The following is a 20,314-nucleotide window of genomic DNA, read 5'->3' on the forward strand; positions in this document are numbered from 1 at the left end:
GACGTCCTTAACTACAATGGGCCTCCACGCCTGCCCATCTGACGGGATCACGGAATGCCGCTTCTTCGTCTCTACGCCCGTGTTCTGCATCTGCTCGGCAAGGAGGGACGGCTCGGCTGGATCCTCGCCGCCGCCAACATGCTGCTGGCGATGGCCCAGTTCGCCGAGCCGGTGCTGTTCGGGCGCATCATCGATGCGCTGTCGACCGCGCCGGCGACGGGCGGTCTGGCGGCGACCCCGGCCAATGTCTGGCCGCTGCTCGGCACCTGGGTGGCGTTCGGCCTGTTCACCATCGGCTGCGGGGTGCTGGTCGCGTTACACGCCGACCGGCTGGCGCACCGGCAGCGGCAAGCCGTGCTGACGAGCTATTTCGATCACATCCTGCAGCTGCCGCTGACGTTCCACAGCGGCACGCACTCCGGCCGGCTGATGAAGGTGATGCTGCAGGGCACCGATGCGCTGTGGCGGCTGTGGCTCGGCTTCTTCCGCGAGCACTTCGCCGCGATCATGTCGCTGCTCGTGCTGCTGCCGCTGTCGCTCTACCTCAACTGGCGGCTCGCGATCCTGTTGTTCGTGCTGTGCGTCGTGTTCACCGTCCTCACCACGCTCGTGGTGCGCAAGACCTATGCGATGCAGAGCGAAGTCGAGCAGCACTTCAGCGATCTCGCCGCACGCGCTTCGGACTCGCTCGGCAACGTCGCGCTGGTGCAGAGTTTCGTGCGCATCGACGCCGAGGTCCAGGGGCTGCGCAGCATCGCCGACAAGCTGCTGTCGGTGCAGATCCCGGTTTTGTCGTGGTGGGCCGTGGTCGCGGTGATGACCCGCGCCTCGACCACCATCACCATTCTCGCGATCTTCGTGGTCGGCATCATCCTGCACGGCCAGGGCCTCGCCACCATCGGCGAGATCGTGATGTTCGTGTCGTTCGCCACCATGCTGATCCAGAAGCTCGAGCAGGTGGTGTCCTTCATCAACAGCATCTTCATGGAAGCGCCGCGGCTGAAGGAGTTCTTCGACGTACTCGACGCGGTGCCGGCGGTGCGCGACCGTCCGGGCGCGATCGATCCCGGCCGCCTGCAGGGTCTCGTCGAATTCAACGACGTGTCGTTCTCCTACGATGGCAAGCGTCCGGCGATCCAGGACCTGTCGTTCACCGCGCTGCCTGGCGACACCATCGCCCTCGTCGGCCCGACCGGCGCCGGCAAGTCGACCGCCATCGCACTGCTGCACCGCGCCTTCGATCCGCAATCGGGCATCATCAAGATCGACGGCATGGACATCCGTGCGCTGAAGCTGGGCGCGCTGCGCCGGAACATCGGCGTCGTGTTCCAGGAGGCGCTGCTGTTCAATCGCACCATCGCTGACAACCTGCGGGTCGGCAAACCGGATGCGACCGAGGCCGAAATGCGCGAGGCGGCCGCGCGCGCCCAGGCGCTGGAATTCATCGACCGCGGCGACCTCAAGTTCGAGACCAACGCCGGCGAGCGCGGCCGCATGCTGTCCGGCGGCGAGCGCCAGCGCCTGTCGATCGCCCGCGCCCTGCTCAAGAACCCGCCGATCCTGATTCTCGACGAGGCCACCAGCGCGCTCGACGCCGTGACCGAGGCCAAGGTCAACGCCGCGCTCGACGCGGTGATGCAGGGCCGTACGACCTTCGTGATCGCGCATCGGCTGTCGACCATCCGCAACGCCACCCGAATCCTGGTGTTCAAGGACGGCAAGGTGATCGAAAGCGGAACTTTCGATGAACTCGTGGCGCAAGGCGGACATTTCGCCGATCTGGCCCGCGCCCAGTTCATGGTTCAGAACGATGCGCCGCCCGCACAGATCACGAACGCCGCGGCGCAGATGTGATCGACGATGCCGGCGGCATCGAACCGGACGTCGAAATTTGGCCCCTTTCATGTTGGAATCCGGGGCAATCCCATCATATCGCCGGGAAGGGCATGGCCTCTGTTCCCGCTGGCCGAGACAGGATAAGTTTGCCGCCGCGCGAGTGTCCCATGAATGCGCGTCGGCCACCTTCGGATCGTGCACGGCTTGATCGAGGGGCGCTTGATGGTGGACGTTGAACTCAAGGAGCGTTCGCGCCCGTCATGGACGAACGCCGCTTGCAAGGACCGGAATCGGAAAGTGCCATCTCTGATCGCCTCGACACGCCAATCCCTGCTGTGCTGCCTCGCCGTGGTGGCCTGCCTCACGATGCTCACTGCGTCCCGCCCGGCCCATGCGGAAGCCGCACTGGTGATCGAAGCCGACAGCGGCAAGGTGTTGTACGCCGAGAACGCGGCCTATCCCTGGTATCCAGCCTCAGTCACCAAGCTGATGACGGCCTATGTCGTGCTCAGGGCAATCAAGGACGGCCGGCAGACGCTCGACAGCCTGATCACGGTGTCGCCGATCGCGTCGGGGCAGGCGCCGTCCAAGATGGGATTTCGCGCCGGCACGCAGCTCACCGTCGACAACGCCCTCAAGATGATGATGGTGAAGTCGGCGAACGATATGGCGGTGGTGCTCGCCGAAGGTCTCGACGGCTCCATCGAGGGGTTCGCCGACGAAATGAACCGCACTGCGCAACGCCTCGGCATGACGCAGACCCATTTCGTCAACCCGAACGGCCTCCCGGCGGACGGGCATGTCAGCTCGGCGCGCGACCTCGCCATCCTGGCCCGCGCCATCATCCACGACCTGCCGGAATATGAATATTACGTGCATATCCCGGCGATCAAATTCGGCCGCCGCGTCACCCGCAACTTCAACAGCCTGATCGGGCGCTATCCCGGTGCCGACGGCATGAAGACCGGCTTCATCTGCGCCTCCGGCTTCAATCTGGTCGCCTCGGCGACCCGTAACAACAAGCGCCTGATCGCCGTGGTGCTCGGCGCGTCGTCGTCCAGTATGCGCGCCTACAAGGCCGCACAGCTGCTTGAACGCGGTTTCTCCGGCAACGGCCTCGCCTGGCTGACGCCGTCGCTCGGCACCGTCGACGCGCTGGTGCCGGTCAACGCCGATCCGCCCAACCTGCGTGACGACATGTGCGGACCGCATCGCAAGCGCCAGCAGGCCCCCGAATCCGATGACGACAATGCCGGCACCGTGGCTGCCGGCGAGGGCGGCGTGTCGCTGTTCGCCGGCCTGCAGCCCAGCCAGGCCAAGGCCGCGGAGTTGCTGGCAGCAGCGCCCAGCGCGGCCGAACCGGTGATCGTCTATACAGGGCCGAAGCGGACCGGCGCCGCGTTGATCGCCGTCAATGCCGCGGATACGGAAGCGCAGACCCCCAAGGCCAAGGGCAAGCGAGCCAAGGGCCGGCAGAAGCCGGACGCCGCCCAGACCGTGGCCGCCAAGCCGGATGCAAAATCCGAGGGCAAGCCGGCCGCGAAGCCCTCGCGCTCCGCCAGCGCCAAGCCGACCGCGGACAAGCCTGCCGCTGCCGGTGACAAGCCCAAAGCCTCTCCCAAGACGGCTCCCAAGACCGCCGCCGCGGCATCCGGAAGCGAGAGCGCCAAAGGGGACAAGAAGACCGACGCCAGGAAGCCTGATCCCAAGCGCACCGACGCGCAGAAGCCCGCGGGCAAGAAGGACGGCAAGACCGACGGCAAGCCGGTGACCCAACGCGCCACCGATCCGACGCCGCACTCCTGAGCGAGACGGCAGCGCCCCGCGCACGCAAAAGCCTTTAACGTCCGCTCCACGACAGATAAACTCCGGAGCGGCCGGCGCAGCTCGCGCCGGGGGCGATTGCGCACCGACTTGCAACCCAGCGCCGCTTTGCCCGATACTGCTCTTGATGGCGGCCTTCCGACCGGTTGACGCCCACCTCGTCGTGAGAACGAGCAAGAACGAACCGCCAACCTTTGAGGGGGAGATTCCGTGGACCGCATCTGGCTGAAGCACTATCCCGCTGGCGTTCCCGCCGACGTCGATGTCACCCAATACGCCTCGCTTGTCGCCCTGCTCGAGGAAAGTTTCGCCAAATTTCGCGACCGCAAGGCCTTCATCTGCATGGACAAGGCGATCACCTATGGCGAGCTCGACGAGATGTCGGTCGCCCTCGGCGCCTACCTGCAGAGCAAAGGGCTGCAGAAGGGCGCCCGCGTCGCCATCATGATGCCGAACGTGCTGCAGAATCCGGTGACGACGGCCGCCGTGCTGCGCGCCGGCTACACCGTTGTCAACGTCAACCCACTCTACACGCCCCGCGAGCTCGAGCATCAGCTCCAGGATTCCGGCGCTGAAGCCATCGTGCTGCTGGAGAATTTCGCCACCACCGTGCAGAAGGTATTGCCGCATACCGGCGTCAAGCACGTGATCGTCGGCAGCATGGGCGACCTGCTCGGCTTCAAGGGCGTGATCGTCAATTTCGTGGTGCGCCGGGTGAAGAAGATGGTGCCGGCGTTCGCACTGCCGACCGCGGTGTCATTCAACGACGCGCTGGCCGCGGGTCGCCAGCTCAAGCTCACCAAGCCTGCGATCGGCCCCGACGACGTTGCGTTCCTGCAATACACCGGCGGCACGACCGGCGTCTCGAAGGGCGCCACCCTGCTCCATCGCAACATCGTCGCCAACGTGCTGCAGAACGACGCATGGTTGCAGCCGGCGCTGCGCAAGCCACCAGTGGTCGACCAGCTGTTTATCGTCTGCGCGCTGCCGCTCTACCACATCTTCGCGCTGACGGCGTGCTACCTGCTGGCGGTCCGCGCCGGCGGCGTCAACCTGCTGATCCCCAATCCGCGCGACATCGGCGGCTTCATCAAGGAGCTGCAGAAATACGAGGTCCACAGCTTCCCGGCCGTGAACACGCTGTACAACGCGCTGCTGCAGCATCCCGACTTCAAGAAGATCGACTTCTCCAAGTTCAAGATCTGCTTCGGTGGCGGCATGGCCGTGCAGAAGCCGGTCGCCGAAGCCTGGCTGAAGACCACCGGCTGCCCGCTCTCGGAAGGCTATGGCCTTTCGGAAACCTCGCCGACGCTGACCTGCAATCCCGCCGACACCGACCGCTTCAGCGGCTCGATCGGGCTTCCCATGCCGTCGACCTACCTGTCGATCCGTGACGATGACAACAACGAGGTGCCGCTCGGCGAGGCCGGCGAGATCTGTGCCAAGGGCCCGCAGGTGATGATCGGTTACTGGAACCGGCCGGAGGAAACCGCGAAGGTGATGACGACGGACGGCTACTTCCGCACCGGCGACATCGGCGTCATGGATGCCGACGGCTTCACCAAGATCGTGGACCGCAAGAAGGACATGATCCTGGTGTCGGGCTTCAATGTCTATCCAAACGAGGTTGAGGAAGTCATCGCCGGCCATCCGGGCGTGCTCGAATGCGCTGTCATCGGCGTACCCGACGAGAAATCGACGGAAGCGGTGAAGGCTTTCGTGGTGAAGAAGGATCCCAACGTCACCGCCCAGGACATCATCAAGTTCGCGGCCACCCAGCTCACCAACTACAAGGTGCCCAAGCAGATCGAGTTCAGGACCGAGCTGCCGAAAACCAATGTCGGCAAGATCCTGCGCCGCGAGCTGCGCGACGACAAGCCGAAGATGGCGGCCGCAAGCTGAGGCGCTTGCGGACGACGGGCAGCCGGCCATGAGCGGGGGGCACGAGATCGGCCCCGCCGATGTGCTGGCATTCTGGCGGGATGCTGGTGCCGACCGCTGGTTCGCCCGCGACGACGGCTTCGACGCGGCGATCACGGCGCAGTTTCGTGCCCTGTGGGAGCGTGCCAGCCGCGGTGAACTCGCCGACTGGGAGACGAGCGATGACGGCACGCTCGCGCTGGTGATCGTGCTCGACCAGTTCCCGCGCAACATGTTCCGTGACGATGCCCGAGCATTTTCCAGTGATGCCTCGGCGCGCGACGTGGCACGGCGGGCGCTCGGGCGCGCCGTCGACCAGCGCATCGAGCCGGACCTGCGGGCCTTCCTCTACATGCCCTTCATGCATTCGGAAGATCCCGCCGATCAGCGGGCCTGCGTCAACTTGTTCCAGGCACACGGCGATCCGGACAATCTAAAATACGCCGAGATCCACGCTGACATCATCGACCGCTTTGGACGCTTTCCCCACCGCAACCGCGTACTCAACCGGGTGATGACCTCCGAGGAACAGTCGTTTCTGGACAGCGGCGGTTTCTCCGGTTGAAATTTTCAGAAACATAACTAGCAGGTCGCCGCCCGGCAGGCTGCGCCCGCCGGGAGGATACCCCATGAGTTCATTTGCCCTGCGCCTGTCCGGCGCCTTCGTCGCGCTATGTCTGTCGGCTGGCGCATTCGGCGGCGGAGCGCCCGCCCTCGCGCAACAGCTCGAACTCAAGCTGATGGCGCCGGCTGCCCCGGGCGGTGGCTGGGACCAGACCGCCCGCGCCATGCAGCAGGCGCTGGTCACCGCAGGCATTGCCCGCAGCGTCCAGGTCACCAACGTCGCCGGCGCCGGCGGCAGCGTCGGCATCGCCCAGTTCGTCAATGGCGCGAAGGGCGACGGCAACCAATTGATGGTCAACGGCTTCGTCATGGTGGGCGCGCTGGCCATGAACAAGTCGCCGGTCACTCTCGACCAGGTGACGCCGATCGCCCGACTGACCGAGGAAACCCAGGTCATCGTCGTGCCGGCCAGTTCGCCGATCAAGACCGCGCAGGACCTCGCCGCCGCGCTCAAGGCCGACATCGCCAAGGTCACGTTCGCCGGCGGCTCGGCCGGCGGCGTCGACCATGTCATGGCGGCGCTGTTTGCCGGCACCGTGGGCGCAGACGCCAGGAAGGTGAACTACATTCCCTTCTCCGGCGGCGGCGAGTCCCTCGCCGCCATTCTCGGCGCCAAGGTCACCGCCGGCATCTCCGGCTTCAGCGAGTACGAGGGCCAGATCAAGTCCGGCAAGCTGCGCGCGCTCGGCGTCACCTCCGAGAAGCGCCTGCCCGGCGTCGACATCCCCACCTTCAAGGAGCAGGGCATCGACCTCGTGCTGGCGAACTGGCGCTCGGTGGTCGCGGCTCCCGGCATCACGCCGGAGCAGCGCAAGGTGCTCGCCGACGCGGTGGAGAAGATGGTCAGGTCCGACGCCTGGAAGGAGACGCTGAAGCAGAAGGGCTGGGACGATGCCTATCTCGGCGGCGACGCGTTCGCGGACTTTCTGAAGAGGGAGACCGTGCGCGTCACCGACGTGCTCAAGTCGATCGGCCTCGTCAAATCGTGAGCGCGGCATGACCCTCGCCACCCCTCCGTCATCTGGGCCGACGCGCCATCGCGCCGATCCGGCCGGCATCGTGATTGCTGCGCTGCTCGCCGTCGTCGCGGGAATCCTCGTCTGGGATGCCAGCCGCCTGCAGGCCAACACCGTCTACGGCATGGGCCCGGAGGCGATGCCGATCGTGATCGCTTGCGGGCTCGGCCTGCTTGCCATCGCCAACTTGCTCGACGCGCTCCGCGGCCAGCTGCCACCGCGCGAGAGCGCCGATCCGCGCGCCGTGCTGCTGATCCTCGGCGGCCTCGCCCTGCTGATCGCGATCATCGGCCTCGGCGGCGGCTTCATCTTCGCCACCACCGCGCTGTTCGTCGCCACGTCCACCGCCTTCGGACGCCGCGCCCCCATGACCGACTTCGTCATCGCCTTCGTGCTGAGCCTCCTGATCTACCTCGCCTTCGACCGCCTGCTGACGCTGAGCCTTCCCGCAGGCCCGCTGGAAAGGCTGCTGTGATGGATACATTTGCCGCACTCGCGCATGGCATGGCCGTGGCGCTGCAGCCGATCAACCTGCTCTACGCCCTGGTCGGCGTGTTCCTCGGCACCGCCGTCGGCGTGCTGCCCGGCATCGGCCCGGCGCTGACGGTGGCGCTGCTGCTGCCGGTCACCTACAAGCTCGATCCCGGCGGCTCGCTGATCATGTTTGCCGGCATCTACTATGGCGGCATGTACGGTGGCTCGACCACCGCCATCCTGATCAACACCCCGGGCGAGAGCGCCTCGATGGCGACCGCCCTCGAAGGCAACAAGATGGCCAAGGCCGGACGCGGCGGCCCGGCGCTCGCCACGTCGGCGATCGGCTCGTTCGTCGCCGGCACGCTGGCGACGCTGGGCCTCGCCTTCCTCGCGCCCTGGCTGGTCGACGTCGCCGTGAAGTTCGGCCCGGAGGACTACTTCGCGCTGATGTGCGTCGCCTTCGTCACGGTGTCGGCGACCTTCGGCGATTCTCCCGTCCGCGGCCTGACCAGCCTGTTCATCGGCCTCACGCTCGGCCTCATCGGCATCGACAAGCTCACGGGCCAGGCGCGCCTCGCCTTCGGCGTGCCCGAGCTGCTCGACGGCGTCGAGGTGACGACACTCGCGGTCGGCCTGTTTGCGGTGGGCGAAGCACTCTACGTGGCCTCGCGCCGTCACCACACCGAGGAGAAGCTCGAGCCGGTGCGCGGCTCGCTGTGGATGACACGGGAAGACTGGCAGCGGTCCTGGAAGCCATGGCTGCGCGGCACGCTGTTCGGCTTTCCGATCGGCGCGCTGCCCGCCGGCGGTGCCGAGATCCCGACCTTCCTGTCCTATTCCGCCGAACGGCGGCTCGCCAAACACCCCGAGGAGTTCGGCAAAGGGGCGATCGAAGGCGTCGCCGGGCCTGAGGCCGCCAACAACGCCTCCGCGGCCGGCACGCTGGTGCCGCTGCTCACGCTGGGCCTGCCGACCTCCGCGACCGCGGCGATGATGCTGGCCGGCTTTCAGCAGTATGGCCTCAATCCGGGGCCTCTGCTGTTCGCCGAACGGCCGGATCTGGTGTGGGGCCTGATCGCCAGCCTGTTCATCGCCAACGGCATGCTGCTGGTGCTCAACCTGCCCTTGGTCGGCCTGTGGGTGCGTCTGCTGGCGATCCCCCAGCCCTGGCTCTATGCCGGTATTTTAGTATTCGCGACCATGGGCACCATTGCCGCCAAGCCATCCGTGGTGGAACTGTCGATGCTCGCCGGCTTCGGTGTGCTCGGCTTCCTGATGCGCCGGTTCGACTTCCCCATCGCCCCGGTCGTGGTCGGCCTCATTCTCGGGCCAATCGCCGAGAGCCAGCTGCGGCGGGCCCTCTCCATCAGCCTCGGCGATCCGATGGCTCTGCTGCAGAGCCCGATCTCGGCCACCTTGCTCGGCGTAGCGCTGATCGCCCTCATCGCCCCCTTCGCGCTGAAGGGGCTGGCCCGGTTCAAGGCGACTGAGGACTAGGAACCTGGTTCCCCGCCCGCGGGGCTCCAACCGATTCTTAACGAAGGGTTGATAGACCTCGCCGCAAGCGGGCCGGCGGGGTGAACGACTTTGGCTGTGATCGAAACAGAAACGACGACACTGGACCGGACGAGCCTGCTGGCGCGGGTGCGCGCGCTGTTCAGCGGCGGCTCGCACGAAGCCTCCGTCACCAAGCGGCTCGCCGGCACCGTGTTCATCATCCGTGTGTTCAGCGCCGGCCTTGCCTACTTCTCCCAGGTGCTGCTCGCCCGGTGGATGGGCGGCTCCGACTACGGCGTCTATGTCTACGCCTGGACGTGGGTGTTGCTGCTCGGCTGCATGATGGACTTGGGCATCGCCGGATCCGCCCAGAAGCTCATTCCCGAATACCGCGCTGCCGGCCAGACCGCGCTGCTGCGCGGCTTCCTGTCCGGATCGCGCTGGCTGACATTTGCCGTCGCCATCGTGTTCGCCCTGCTCGCGGCTGGCCTGGTCTGGCTGCTGTCGCCATGGATCGGCGCCGACACCGTGGTGCCGCTCTATGTCGGCTGCCTGACGCTGCCCGCCTTCGTGGTGGCCAACGTGCAGGACGGCCTCGCGCGCTCACACGACTGGATGCGCCTCGGCCTGATGCCGCAGTTCGTGGTGCGGCAGTCGCTGATCATCGGCTTCACCGCCGGCGCTCTTGGCCTCGGCTTCCAGCTCACGGCCACCGAAGCCATGCTGGCGAGCGCGGCGGCGGTGTGGATCGCCATGACCGGTCAAATGATCGCCCTGAACCGCCGCCTCGCCACCACGGTCGAGCCCGGGCCGAAGACCCACGACGTGCCGGGCTGGCTCGCGGTGTCGCTGCCGATCCTGCTGGTCGAGAGCTTCTACCTGCTGCTGTCCTACACCGACGTGCTGATGCTGCAGCAGTTCCGCTCCTCCGAGGAGGTCGGCGTCTACTTCGCCGTGGTCAAGACGCTGGCGCTGGTGTCGTTCATCCACTACGCGATGTCGGCCGTGACGGCCCATCGCTTCACCCAGTACCATGCGTCCGGCGACACCGAACGGCTGTCGGCCTACGTCGCCTACGCGATCAAGTGGACGTTCTGGCCCTCACTCGTGGCCACCCTCGTCCTGCTCGCGCTCGGCAAGCCACTGCTGTGGCTGTTCGGCGCCCAGTTCACCGGCGGCTACGGCATCATGTTCGTCGCCGCCATCGGCCTTGTCGTCCGCGCCGCCATCGGCCCGGTGGAGCGGCTGCTCAACATGCTCGGCCACCAGCACTACTGCGCGATGGCCTATGCCACCTCGTTCGCGATGAACGTGCTGCTGTGCTTCATGCTGGTGCCGCGCTACGGCGGCTACGGCGCGGCGGCCTCGACCTCGCTGTCGCTGGTATTCGAGACGGTGCTGCTGTTCTGGATCACCCGCCGCCGCCTTGGCCTGCATGTGTTCGTGTTCGGCAAAGCGTCACGCTGATTTTCCGCGAACGGAACGCAAAGGCCTGCCCCGTTATCCGGGGCAGGCCTTGGCATTTCAGGGCTCGCTCGGAGCGTTGCGCTTATTCGGCAGTCCAGCCGCCGTCGATCGACAGATTGGCGCCGGTGATCTGGGCCGCGTCGTCGCCGCACAGGTAGAGCGCCAGCGAAGCGACCTGGTCGGCGGTGACGAACTCCTTGGTCGGCTGCGCGTCCAGCAGCACGTCGTTGATGACCTGCTCCTTGGTCAGATTGCGTGCCTTCATCGTCTCCGGGATCTGGCGCTCGACCAGCGGCGTCCAGACATAGCCGGGACTGATGCAGTTGCAGGTGATCTTGGAGGTCGCGACTTCCAGCGCCACCGTCTTGGTCAGGCCGGCGATGCCATGTTTCGCTGACACATAGGCCGACTTGAACGGCGAGGCCACCAGCGAGTGGGCGGACGCGGTGTTGATGATGCGGCCCCACTGGCGCTTCTTCATGCCGGGCACCGCGGCACGGATCGCATGGAACGCGGCCGACAGGTTGATGGCGATGATCGCGTCCCACTTCTCGATCGGGAATTCCTCGACCGGCGACACGAACTGGATGCCGGCGTTGTTGACGAGGATATCAACCGAGCCGAAGGTCTTTTCGCCGAGCGCGACGAATTCGGCGATCTCCACCGGCTTGGTCATGTCGGCGGGCGAATAGACGCACTTGACGCCGAAATCGGTCTCGATCGCCGAGCGTTCCTTCTCGATGTCGGCGATATTGCCCATGCCGTTGATGACGATGTTCGCTCCGGCTTTTGCCATCGCGCGCGCAATCGCAAGCCCGATGCCGCTGGTCGATCCGGTGACCGCCGCCGTCCTGCCTTTCAAGTTCGCCATCATCTCACTCCTTTGTGTCATCCGGCGTGAGGGGTTCATCGCCGATGAGATCGTAGGTCACCATGGTCTCGCCGTTCTGCGGCCGCTGCAGCCATTCCGGATGGCGCATCGAGCAGTCGACGTCGTGCTCGCCGGCCGCCCAGTGCTCACGCATGGCGAAATTCGAGAAATCGTAGTCCTTCGACGACGTCTCGAAATTCTTGCTCTTGTAGATCAGGTGGACCACCGTGACGGTGTTCTCCTTGGCCGCCTCGTTGAGCAGGGCGACGTCGGGATCGTTCCTGAGATTCACCGGCAGCTTGGCAATCAGGTTGCGCAGCGCCAGACGGGTGTTGTGAATCCGCTTGTTCATGTCGGTGTTCAACCGCGTGCGGCTGGAATAGCGGATGTCCTTTTCACGTTCCGCTGCCTCGAGCAATGTCGAGGGTAGCCGCCCGCGCGCACTGAACAGATCGACCTGGAAGATCAGTAGGTCGGTTCGCGTTTCCTGATCGAGCACATAGTCGAGCGGGGTGTTGGAGGCGACGCCGCCGTCCCAGTAATATTCGCCGTCGATCTCGATGGCGGGAAAACCCGGCGGCAGTGCCCCCGACGCCATGATGTGCTCGGGCCGGATCTCCTGGCGGGCATTGTCGAAGTAGGTGAAGTTGCCGGTCTTGACATTGACAGCGCCGACGCTCAGTCGCGTCTTCTTGGCATTGATGCGGTCGAAGTCGACCAGCCGCTCCAGCGTCTCGCGCAGCGGCGCAGTGTCATAGAAGCTCAGCGACTGCTCGCTGCCTGCAGGCCACAGCAGCGCCGGCGGAATTCGCGGCATGAAGAAGCCGGGGACACCGAAGGTTGCGATCAGCGCCGCACTGGTTTCGTTGAAGGCGAGGCGCGCACGATCGCCGCCGATCAGCGGCTGCCAGGGAACGGGTGACGACACCAGCTCCCAGAACTCCCGCAACCGCGCCAGCCGCTTCTCCCGGGGATTGCCGGCGATGATCGCGGAATTGATCGCTCCAATGGAGATACCGGCGACCCAGTCCGGCTCGAAGTCATGGCGGCAGAGCGACTGATAGGCGCCCGCCTGGTATGATCCCAGGGCGCCGCCACCCTGCAACACAAGAATGCGCTGGGCTTGTGCGGGCGTTTTGGCGTCAGACGGCGACGAGGACGTGAGCGTATCCATGAAGGCCAATGAATGAATGTTTCAGGCGGATCTCAGCGTGGCGTCAGTTCCCCATGCCGTCAATCAGCTCCGGCCAAAATGGTTTCAAACCAAGGTTATCGGGCGTCGGGTGCCGCCAGAACGAGCGCCCAGAACACTTTGTATTTGGTATTTGGAGCATAACTCGCGGCAATGCCCAATTTTGTGACACCACCGTTCAACATGTTGGCCTTGTGCGGCGGGGAGTCCCGCCAGCCCGAAAACGCTTCCGCGAGCGTATGATAGCCGGCCGACACGTTCTCGACCGCCACCTTGGCATCATAGCCGGAGGTCTTGATGCGCTGGCCGAGCGTCCCGACGACATTGTGATCGAGCTTGTTGCGCGTCGCCATGGCCATCGCCTGGGCTTCCGCTACCTGCATCAGCACCGGGTCGACCTCGACCGCGCCAAGACCATTGTTGTGCCGATAGCCGGAGATCATCGAGGCGGCCACCGCCGCATCCACCTTCGCGCCGCCATGGGCCATGCTCAGATAGAAGGCAGGCTGTTCCGCCGGAATGTCCCGATCGCTGGCGCAGCCGCCCAGCAGAAAGACCCCAGCAAGAACCGAGACCGCGATCGTCGCGCGCAACATTCAGTCTACCCCCGCCCAAACCATCGACTCGGAGGGGGTTGTTGCACACCAACCGTGGCTGAAAAGTGAACGCCGACCGCCGGCAGCCGGCGCGGGGCCGGAACCGACGGAACAGTCAGGCCTGCGCGCCGAAGATCCGGTAGCGCTTGGGCTGCAGCCCGACGATGTCGCCGGGGCGCAGCTCGCGGTCGCGCGGCGCATCGATCTCGATCAGGGTCTCGTCGCCATTGGCCCGCAGCGCCACGTCGGCGCGCTGGGTCGGGCCGAACGCCCGCACATGCTTCACCGCGCCCTCCAGGGACCCCGAGCCGGCCGGACCGACGACGACGTCGTGGCGGCGGATGAACAACTTCGACGGGCCGGCCGCCGCGCCCTGCGACTGCAGGTCCAGCACCTTGTCGCCAAGCCGCAGCTGGCCGTCGACGACATCGACCGGCAGCACGATGGACTCGCCGATGAAGCCGTGAACGAAAGCGGTCGCCGGATTGTCGTAGACGTCGCTCGGCGAGCCGATCTGCTCGATCTTGCCCTTGTCCATCACCACCACGCGGTTGGCGACTTCCAGCGCCTCCTCCTGGTCATGGGTGACGAAGATCGACGTGACATGGATCTCGTCGTGGAGCTGGCGCAGCCAGCGCCGCAGCTCCTTGCGGACCTTGGCGTCGAGCGCGCCGAACGGCTCGTCGAGGAGCAGGATGCGCGGCTCGATCGCCAGCGCGCGGGCCAGCGCGATGCGCTGGCGCTGGCCACCGGAGAGCTGGCTGGGATAGCGGTGGGCGAGCCAGTCGAGCTGCACGAGATCGAGCAGTTCCTTGACGCGCTTGCGGATGTCCGCCTCGCTCTTGCGCACGGCGCGCGGCTGCACGCGCAAGCCGAACGCCACGTTCTCGAACACGCTCATGTGACGAAACAGGGCGTAGTGCTGGAACACGAAGCCGACATGGCGCTCGCCGGCGCCGCGCGACAGCGCGTCCTCGCCATCAAAGCTGACGGTGCCGGAATCCGGCCAGTCGAGGCCCGCGATGATCCGCAGCAACGAGGTCTTGCCGGATCCCGAGGGGCCGAGCAGCGCGAGCAGTTCGCCGGTGTCGACCTTGAGGTCGACATTGTCGAGCGCGGCAAATGCGCCGTACTTCTTTACCAGGTTGCGGACTTCAATGGTCACTTGGCTTTTCCTCTGCGAGACGACCTTCCAGCACGGTCTTCACGATGAGCGTGATCAATGCCAGGAAGGCGAGCAGCGACGCGATCGCGAACGCGGCCACCAGCTGATATTCATTATACAGGATCTCGACCAGCAGCGGCATGGTGTTGGTCTCGCCGCGAATATGGCCTGAGACCACCGACACGGCGCCGAACTCGCCCATGGCGCGGGCGTTGCACAGCAGCACGCCATAGAGCACGCCCCACTTGATGTTGGGGAAGGTGACGCGCCAGAACGTCCGCCAGCCCGATGCTCCCAGCGATATCGCGGCCTCCTCCTCCTGCGTTCCCTGCTCCTGCATCAGCGGGATCAGCTCCCGCGCCACGAACGGAAACGTCACGAACGTCGTCGCCAGAATGATCGCCGGCGGCGCGAACAGGATCTGCAGGTCATGCGCCTGCAGCCAGGGGCCGAGATAGCCCTGCGCGCCGAACAGCAGCACGAACACGAGGCCAGAAATCACCGGGCTGACCGAGAATGGCAGGTCGATGAGGGTGATCAGAAAGGTCTTGCCGGGAAACTCGAACTTGGCGATCGCCCAGGCCGCCATCAGCCCGAACACCAGGTTGAGGCTGACCGAGATCAGGGCCGTCAGCAAAGTCAGCTTGATCGCCGCCAGCGCCTCCGATCCCGACAGCGCCGACAGATACTCGCCGACTCCCCGCGAGAACGCCGTGGCGAACACCAGGATCAGCGGCAACAGCACGAAAACCGACAGGAACGCGACGGCGAAACCGATGATGGCGAGGCGCACCCAGCGCGGCTCGGTTCGCGCATCACGGCGCGCCAGCGGGGCGACGCGCACCACCGGCGGCCGGCCGCCGTCGAACGGCGGGGCGCTGGCTTCGGTCGGGGATGGATTGGTTGCGATCAGGGTCATGGCGATCAATGAACGGCCGCGGCGCGCAGTTGCGCCCAGCGCTGAATGCGATTGATGATGAAAATGATCAGGAAGGCGACGACCAGCATCACCACCGCGATGGCGGTGGCGTCGGCATAGCGGAATTCCGACAGACGGATGACGATCAGCAGCGGTGCGATCTCCGACACGTTGGGCAGGTTGYCGGCGATGAAGATCACCGAACCGTACTCGCCGACCGCGCGGGCGAACGCCAGCGCGAAGCCGGTGAGGATGGCGGGCGTCAGGCTGGGCACAATGACACGGCTGATGATCTGCCAGCGGCTGGCGCCGAGGCTCGCGGCCGCCTCTTCGAGCTCCACTTCGAGGTCGAGCAGCACCGGCTGCACGGTGCGCACCACGAAGGGAATGCCGATGAAGATCATCGCGACGAAAATGCCGAGCGGCGTGAACGCCACCTTGATGCCGAGCGCCGCCAGTGGCGCCCCGAGCCAGCCCTTCTGGGCGAACAGCGCCGACAGTGCCACGCCTGCGACCGCGGTCGGCAGCGCGAACGGAATGTCGACGATGGCATCGAACAGGCGCTTGCCGGGAAAACGATAACGCACCAGCGCCCACACGACGATGACCCCGGCGACGAGATTGACCAGCGCCGCCGCGAACGCGAGGCCAAAGGACACCGCCAGCGCATGGAGCGTACGCGGGCTGGTAACGACGGCGATGAATTGCGCCAGCGACAGCTCCGTCGTCTTCACGAACAGGCCCGCGAGCGGAATCAGGATGAGGATGGAGAGCCACGTCAGGGTCACGCCCATGGTCAGGCCGAACCCCGGCAACACGCTCCGTCTCGATGCTCCGCTCACGATGCCCTCTGCCCTGCGATGGGATCGCCGCCGGAACCGGCGGCGCCCCAGGCCTCAATGTCAGTTCTTGTAGATCTGGTCGAACACGCCGCCGTCGGAGAAGTGATCCTTCTGCGCCTTGGTCCAGCCGCCGAACACGTCGTCGATGGTGAACAGGCCGACCTTGGCGAAGGAGCCGGCGTACTTCGCCGCAACTTCGGAATCCCGCGGCCGGTAGAAATTGCGCGCGGCGATGTCCTGGCCTTCCTTGGTGTACCAATACTTCAGGTACGCCTCGGCAACCGCGCGGGTGCCCTTCTTGTCGACGACCTTGTCGACCACAGCGACCGGCGGCTCGGCGAGGATCGACACCGACGGCACCACGATCTCGAACTTGTCCTTGCCGAATTCCTTGACAGCCAGGTAAGCCTCGTTTTCCCAGGCCAGCAGCACGTCACCGACGCCGCGCTCGACGAATGTCACGGTCGAGCCCCGCGCGCCGGTATCGAGCACCGGGACGTTCTTGAAGATGTCGGCAACGAAGGCCTTGGCCTTGTCTTCAGAGCCGAACTTCTTCAGCGCGTAACCCCAGGCCGCGAGGTAGTTCCAGCGCGCCCCGCCGGAGGTCTTCGGGTTTGGCGTGATGACGCTGACGCCCGGCTTGATGATGTCGTCCCAGTCCTTGATGCCCTTGGGATTGCCCTTGCGGACCAGGAACACGATGGTCGAGGTATACGGCGACGAATTCTGCGGCAGGCGCTTCTGCCAGTCCTTGTCGAGCAGCCCCTTGGCCGCAACCGCGTCGATGTCGTAGGCGAGCGCGAGCGTCACGACATCGGCCTGCAGACCGTCGATCACGCTGCGCGCCGACGCGCCCGAGCCGTTGTGCGACTGCTTGATCTCGACGCTCTTGCCAGCTTCCTTCTGATAGGCCGCAGCGAACGCCTTGTTGAAATCGACATAGAGCTCACGCGTCGGATCGTACGACACGTTCAGCAAGGAAAAATCGGCAGCGAACGCCGACCCCGCCCAGACAATACCCGCGATGACGGGGAGAATACGACGCAGCATCTCAGTCTCCATTCAGCTCGACAACATCTTCGTCATCGACAGCGCGGATCAAACTCCGGGAGATCGTCCTGCAAGTCAACGAAACCGGATTTCATTCTTCCCGGCGAAGAGGGAGCAACATGCTAGGAAGTCGCGGTGGTGTGAATACCACATTCCGTCTTGCCGCGGCCGCGCCAGCGGCCCGCACGTGAATCCTCGTCTGCCGCGCTGCGACTGGTGCAAGGCATACACCCGATCGAGCGGAAACCCGATGCGACAAGGGGATGCGGCGGCAACTGCGCCGCGGTGAAGATGTCCGCGAGCTGCTCCGGCGTGGCATTGGCCAACGGATTGAATTTCAGACGGGCACCGTCGGCCTCGACCACCGACATCGCGGTGCGCAGACCGCCCTGAAAGCGCTTGCGCCCGTTGAGCCAGCCGTCGAACGGCTGCAACGCGCGGATCAACGGTTCGACCTTGCGAATGCGGCAGCATGCGTCCGGATCCGAGAACCATAGCTCGCGCTCGGCGTCCTGCGCCGCCAGCGCATCCGGCAACGGATGAATGGTCCGCACGTCGCGCAGGCCGAGTTGCTTCGTCAGCGCATCGCGGTAATCCAGTGTCTCCTGAAACAGCCAGCCGGTATCGAGGAACACCACCGGGATCGCGGGATCGACATCAGCGACGATCTTGAGCAGCACCGCGGATTCCGCCCCGAAGGACGACACCACCGCCAGCCGGTCGCGCCCGATCGCGTTCAGCGCGGCTTCGACGACGGCCGCCGGCGCCGCATCCGCAAGCAGCCGGTCGAGATCCGCCGCCTGCGGCAGCAGCCGCGGCGCGCCCGCCGCACCGGCCTGTTCGATCTGCGACGCCACCGTGCTCACAGCCGCACGCCCTCCGTCTGATCGGCGAGCCTGCGGCGTGACGCCGTCAGACGGCCATCGCCGGTCGGCTGATAGAACACCGAATAGCGCTGCGCCACCTTGGCGAACGCCGCCGCGTCGCTGTCCTTCTTGACTTCAAAGGCATCGAAGCCGGCACGCAGCATGAACACGAACTGGTCGCGCAGCACCTGCCCGGTGGCACGCATCTCGCCAGCATAACCGAACCGCTCGCGCAGCAGCCGTGCCTGCGAATAGGCCCGGCCATCCCGGAACGTCGGAAACACCAGCGCCACGGCCGCGAGCCGGTCGAGGTAGGGCGCGAGCTCGGCGATCGGCTTGTTGTTCGGCCAGATCACGCCGACCTTGCTGTTGCGCTTCAGGACGCCTTCGGGATCGACCAGGAAACGCGCCGCCGGCAGCAGCACGGCACCGCTGGGAATGGCATCGTCGTCGGCCACCCGCACGAAATCGTCCGCGGTGACGGCATTGTCCTTAACGAGTGGCATAGACACGCTCCTTGAACGGCTCGACGCCGAGGCGCTTCACCGTATCGATAAACAGTTCGCTCGGCCGCGCGCGCAGCGCGAGATAGGCTTCGACGACGTCCTCGACAACATCGGCGACGTCGTTATAGGGGACCGCCGGACCGATGAGCGTGCCCAGCGTCGCCTTCTCGTCGGCACGGCCACCGATCGTGATCTGGTAGAACTCCTCACCGTTCTTCTCGACGCCGAGGATGCCGATGTGGCCGACATGGTGATGGCCGCAGGCATTGATGCAGCCGGAAATATTGACATGCAGCTTGCCGATCATCCGCGCGAGCTCGTGGTCGGCGAACCGCTTGGTCAGTTCCTGGGCGATCGGGATCGCGCGCGCATTCGCGAGCGAGCAATAGTCGAGCCCGGGGCAAGCGATGATATCGGACACCAGATTGACGTTCGGCGTGGCGACGCCGATCTTGTCGAGCGCCCGCCACAGCGCCGGCAGGTCGCGCTGGGCGACGTGCGGCAGCGCCAGATTCTGCTCGTGGCCAACACGGATTTCGCCGAACGAGTAGCGGTCCGCGAGGTCGGCAATGGCATCCATCTGCTCGGCCGTGGCGTCGCCCGGGGGGCCACCGACGGGCTTCAGCGACAACGTCACGATCGCATACCCGGCCTCGCGGTGCCGCGCGACGGAGTTCTGCAGCCAGGCAGCGAACCGCGGATCCTCCTTCGCCTTGACCAGTTCGGCCGGCTCGTCCGCAAGCTTCTCGTACACCGGATAGGTGAAACGCGAACGGATGTCCTCCACCATGGCATCGTCGATGCGAAGGGCACTCTCGCGGATCTCCGCCCACTCGGCCTCGACATCCCGGGCGAACGTCTCGGCGCCGAGTTCGTGCACCAGGATCTTGATGCGCGCCTTGTAGATATTGTCGCGGCGGCCGTACTGGTTGTAGACGCGCAGGATCGCCTCGACATAGCTGATGATGTCGTGGGCGTGGACGAACGGCTTGATGACCTTGCCGATGAACGGCGTGCGACCGAGACCTCCGCCGACATGCACCTCGAAGCCGAGCTCGCCGTTGTCGTTCCTGAGCATCCGCAGGCCGACGTCGTGGATCGCGATCGCGGCCCGGTCGTGGTCGGCAGCCGTGATGGCGATCTTGAATTTGCGCGGCAGGAACGAGAACTCCGGATGCAGCGTGGTGTACTGGCGCAGCACCTCCGCCCAGATCCGCGGATCCTCGATCTCCTCCGGCGCCACGCCGGCCCACTGATCGGTCGTGATGTTGCGCACGCAGTTGCCGCTGGTCTGGATCGCGTGGATGCCGACCTCGGCAAGGTCCTCCATCGCATCCGGCAACTCGGACAGCTTGATCCAGTTGTACTGGATGTTCTGGCGCGTGGTGAAATGGCCGTAACCGCGGTCATACTTGCGGGCGACATGGGCCATCCGCCGCAGCTGGCGCGACGACAGCGTGCCGTAGGGAATAGCAACGCGGAACATGTAGGCGTGGAGCTGCAGGTAGACGCCGTTCATCAGGCGCAGCGACTTGAACTCGTCCTCGGTCAGTTCGCCTGAGAGGCGGCGCTGGACCTGGTCACGGAATTCGGAGACGCGCTCATTGAGGAACGTACGGTCGATTTCATCATATGCATACATGGTC

Annotated in this window: 18 protein-coding genes; 8 read left to right on the top strand and 10 right to left on the bottom strand. The window is 65.6% G+C overall.

The genetic code is table 11. The features are described 5' to 3' along the window. Positions 1–54: 54 nt before the first annotated feature. The 8 genes from AB4Z37_RS24635 to AB4Z37_RS24670 all read left to right on the top strand — a co-directional run bounded on the left by AB4Z37_RS24635 (position 55) and on the right by AB4Z37_RS24670 (position 10,661). Entirely contained in the window at positions 55–1,854 is a 1,800-nt protein-coding gene (locus AB4Z37_RS24635; protein WP_441519380.1) for a glucan ABC transporter ATP-binding protein/ permease, read from the top strand. Between the two features lie 279 nt (positions 1,855–2,133). Next, positions 2,134–3,642: a serine hydrolase gene (locus tag AB4Z37_RS24640; protein ID WP_441519381.1), complete on the top strand. Its 1,509-nt coding sequence runs from the start codon at positions 2,134–2,136 to the stop codon at positions 3,640–3,642. A gap of 228 nt (positions 3,643–3,870) precedes the next feature. Next, entirely contained in the window at positions 3,871–5,562 is a 1,692-nt protein-coding gene (locus AB4Z37_RS24645; RefSeq protein ID WP_441519382.1) for a long-chain fatty acid--CoA ligase, read from the top strand. 28 nt (positions 5,563–5,590) lie between these two features. After that, positions 5,591–6,145 (top strand): DUF924 family protein, encoded by a 555-nt coding sequence (locus AB4Z37_RS24650; RefSeq protein ID WP_441519383.1) that lies wholly within the window; start codon positions 5,591–5,593, stop codon positions 6,143–6,145. A 64-nt stretch (positions 6,146–6,209) separates the two neighbouring features. Further along, a complete protein-coding gene (locus tag AB4Z37_RS24655) occupies positions 6,210–7,193 on the top strand; it encodes a tripartite tricarboxylate transporter substrate binding protein (protein ID WP_441519384.1) in 984 nt (327 codons plus the stop codon). 7 nt (positions 7,194–7,200) lie between these two features. Then, on the top strand, positions 7,201–7,695 hold the full coding sequence (locus tag AB4Z37_RS24660; protein ID WP_441519385.1) for a tripartite tricarboxylate transporter TctB family protein: 495 nt from the start codon (positions 7,201–7,203) through the stop codon (positions 7,693–7,695). Continuing rightward, a complete protein-coding gene (locus AB4Z37_RS24665; protein ID WP_441519386.1) occupies positions 7,695–9,194 on the top strand; it encodes a tripartite tricarboxylate transporter permease in 1,500 nt (499 codons plus the stop codon). Before AB4Z37_RS24660 ends, AB4Z37_RS24665 begins: the two co-directional genes overlap by 1 nt. Positions 9,195–9,284: 90 nt before the next feature. Further along, on the top strand, positions 9,285–10,661 hold the full coding sequence (locus AB4Z37_RS24670; protein WP_441519387.1) for an oligosaccharide flippase family protein: 1,377 nt from the start codon (positions 9,285–9,287) through the stop codon (positions 10,659–10,661). Between the two features lie 82 nt (positions 10,662–10,743). Here AB4Z37_RS24670 and AB4Z37_RS24675 read toward each other — a convergent pair whose 3' ends face one another. The 10 genes from AB4Z37_RS24675 to AB4Z37_RS24720 form a co-directional block, all read right to left on the bottom strand. Continuing rightward, complete coding sequence (locus AB4Z37_RS24675) at positions 10,744–11,532, bottom strand: 3-hydroxybutyrate dehydrogenase (RefSeq protein WP_441519388.1); 789 nt, start codon at positions 11,530–11,532, stop codon at positions 10,744–10,746. Positions 11,533–11,536: 4 nt separating this feature from the next. Then, positions 11,537–12,706: a DUF3734 domain-containing protein gene (locus tag AB4Z37_RS24680; RefSeq protein ID WP_441519389.1), complete on the bottom strand. Its 1,170-nt coding sequence runs from the start codon at positions 12,704–12,706 to the stop codon at positions 11,537–11,539. A 95-nt stretch (positions 12,707–12,801) separates the two neighbouring features. Beyond that, on the bottom strand, positions 12,802–13,320 hold the full coding sequence (locus tag AB4Z37_RS24685) for a CAP domain-containing protein (protein ID WP_441519390.1): 519 nt from the start codon (positions 13,318–13,320) through the stop codon (positions 12,802–12,804). 115 nt (positions 13,321–13,435) lie between these two features. After that, positions 13,436–14,485 (bottom strand): sulfate/molybdate ABC transporter ATP-binding protein, encoded by a 1,050-nt coding sequence (locus AB4Z37_RS24690; RefSeq protein ID WP_441519391.1) that lies wholly within the window; start codon positions 14,483–14,485, stop codon positions 13,436–13,438. Beyond that, positions 14,475–15,404 carry a sulfate ABC transporter permease subunit CysW gene (gene cysW / locus AB4Z37_RS24695; protein ID WP_441519392.1) on the bottom strand — a complete coding sequence of 310 codons (930 nt, stop codon included), beginning with the start codon at positions 15,402–15,404 and terminating at the stop codon, positions 14,475–14,477. Before cysW ends, AB4Z37_RS24690 begins: the two co-directional genes overlap by 11 nt. A gap of 5 nt (positions 15,405–15,409) precedes the next feature. Beyond that, a complete protein-coding gene (cysT, locus tag AB4Z37_RS24700; protein ID WP_441519393.1) occupies positions 15,410–16,246 on the bottom strand; it encodes a sulfate ABC transporter permease subunit CysT in 837 nt (278 codons plus the stop codon). A 60-nt stretch (positions 16,247–16,306) separates the two neighbouring features. After that, the gene (locus AB4Z37_RS24705; protein ID WP_441519394.1) at positions 16,307–17,296 is read right to left on the bottom strand and encodes a sulfate ABC transporter substrate-binding protein; all 990 of its coding nucleotides are present in this window, start codon (positions 17,294–17,296) and stop codon (positions 16,307–16,309) included. A 122-nt stretch (positions 17,297–17,418) separates the two neighbouring features. After that, the gene (locus tag AB4Z37_RS24710) at positions 17,419–18,162 is read right to left on the bottom strand and encodes a phosphoadenylyl-sulfate reductase (RefSeq protein ID WP_441519395.1); all 744 of its coding nucleotides are present in this window, start codon (positions 18,160–18,162) and stop codon (positions 17,419–17,421) included. Then, on the bottom strand, positions 18,159–18,668 hold the full coding sequence (locus AB4Z37_RS24715) for a DUF934 domain-containing protein (RefSeq protein WP_441519396.1): 510 nt from the start codon (positions 18,666–18,668) through the stop codon (positions 18,159–18,161). Before AB4Z37_RS24715 ends, AB4Z37_RS24710 begins: the two co-directional genes overlap by 4 nt. Then, complete coding sequence (locus tag AB4Z37_RS24720; RefSeq protein ID WP_441519397.1) at positions 18,655–20,310, bottom strand: nitrite/sulfite reductase; 1,656 nt, start codon at positions 20,308–20,310, stop codon at positions 18,655–18,657. Before AB4Z37_RS24720 ends, AB4Z37_RS24715 begins: the two co-directional genes overlap by 14 nt. Positions 20,311–20,314: the final 4 nt, after the last annotated feature.

The organism is Bradyrhizobium sp. 2TAF24, from assembly GCF_052115025.1.
Classification (GTDB): Bacteria; Pseudomonadota; Alphaproteobacteria; order Rhizobiales; family Xanthobacteraceae; genus Bradyrhizobium_A.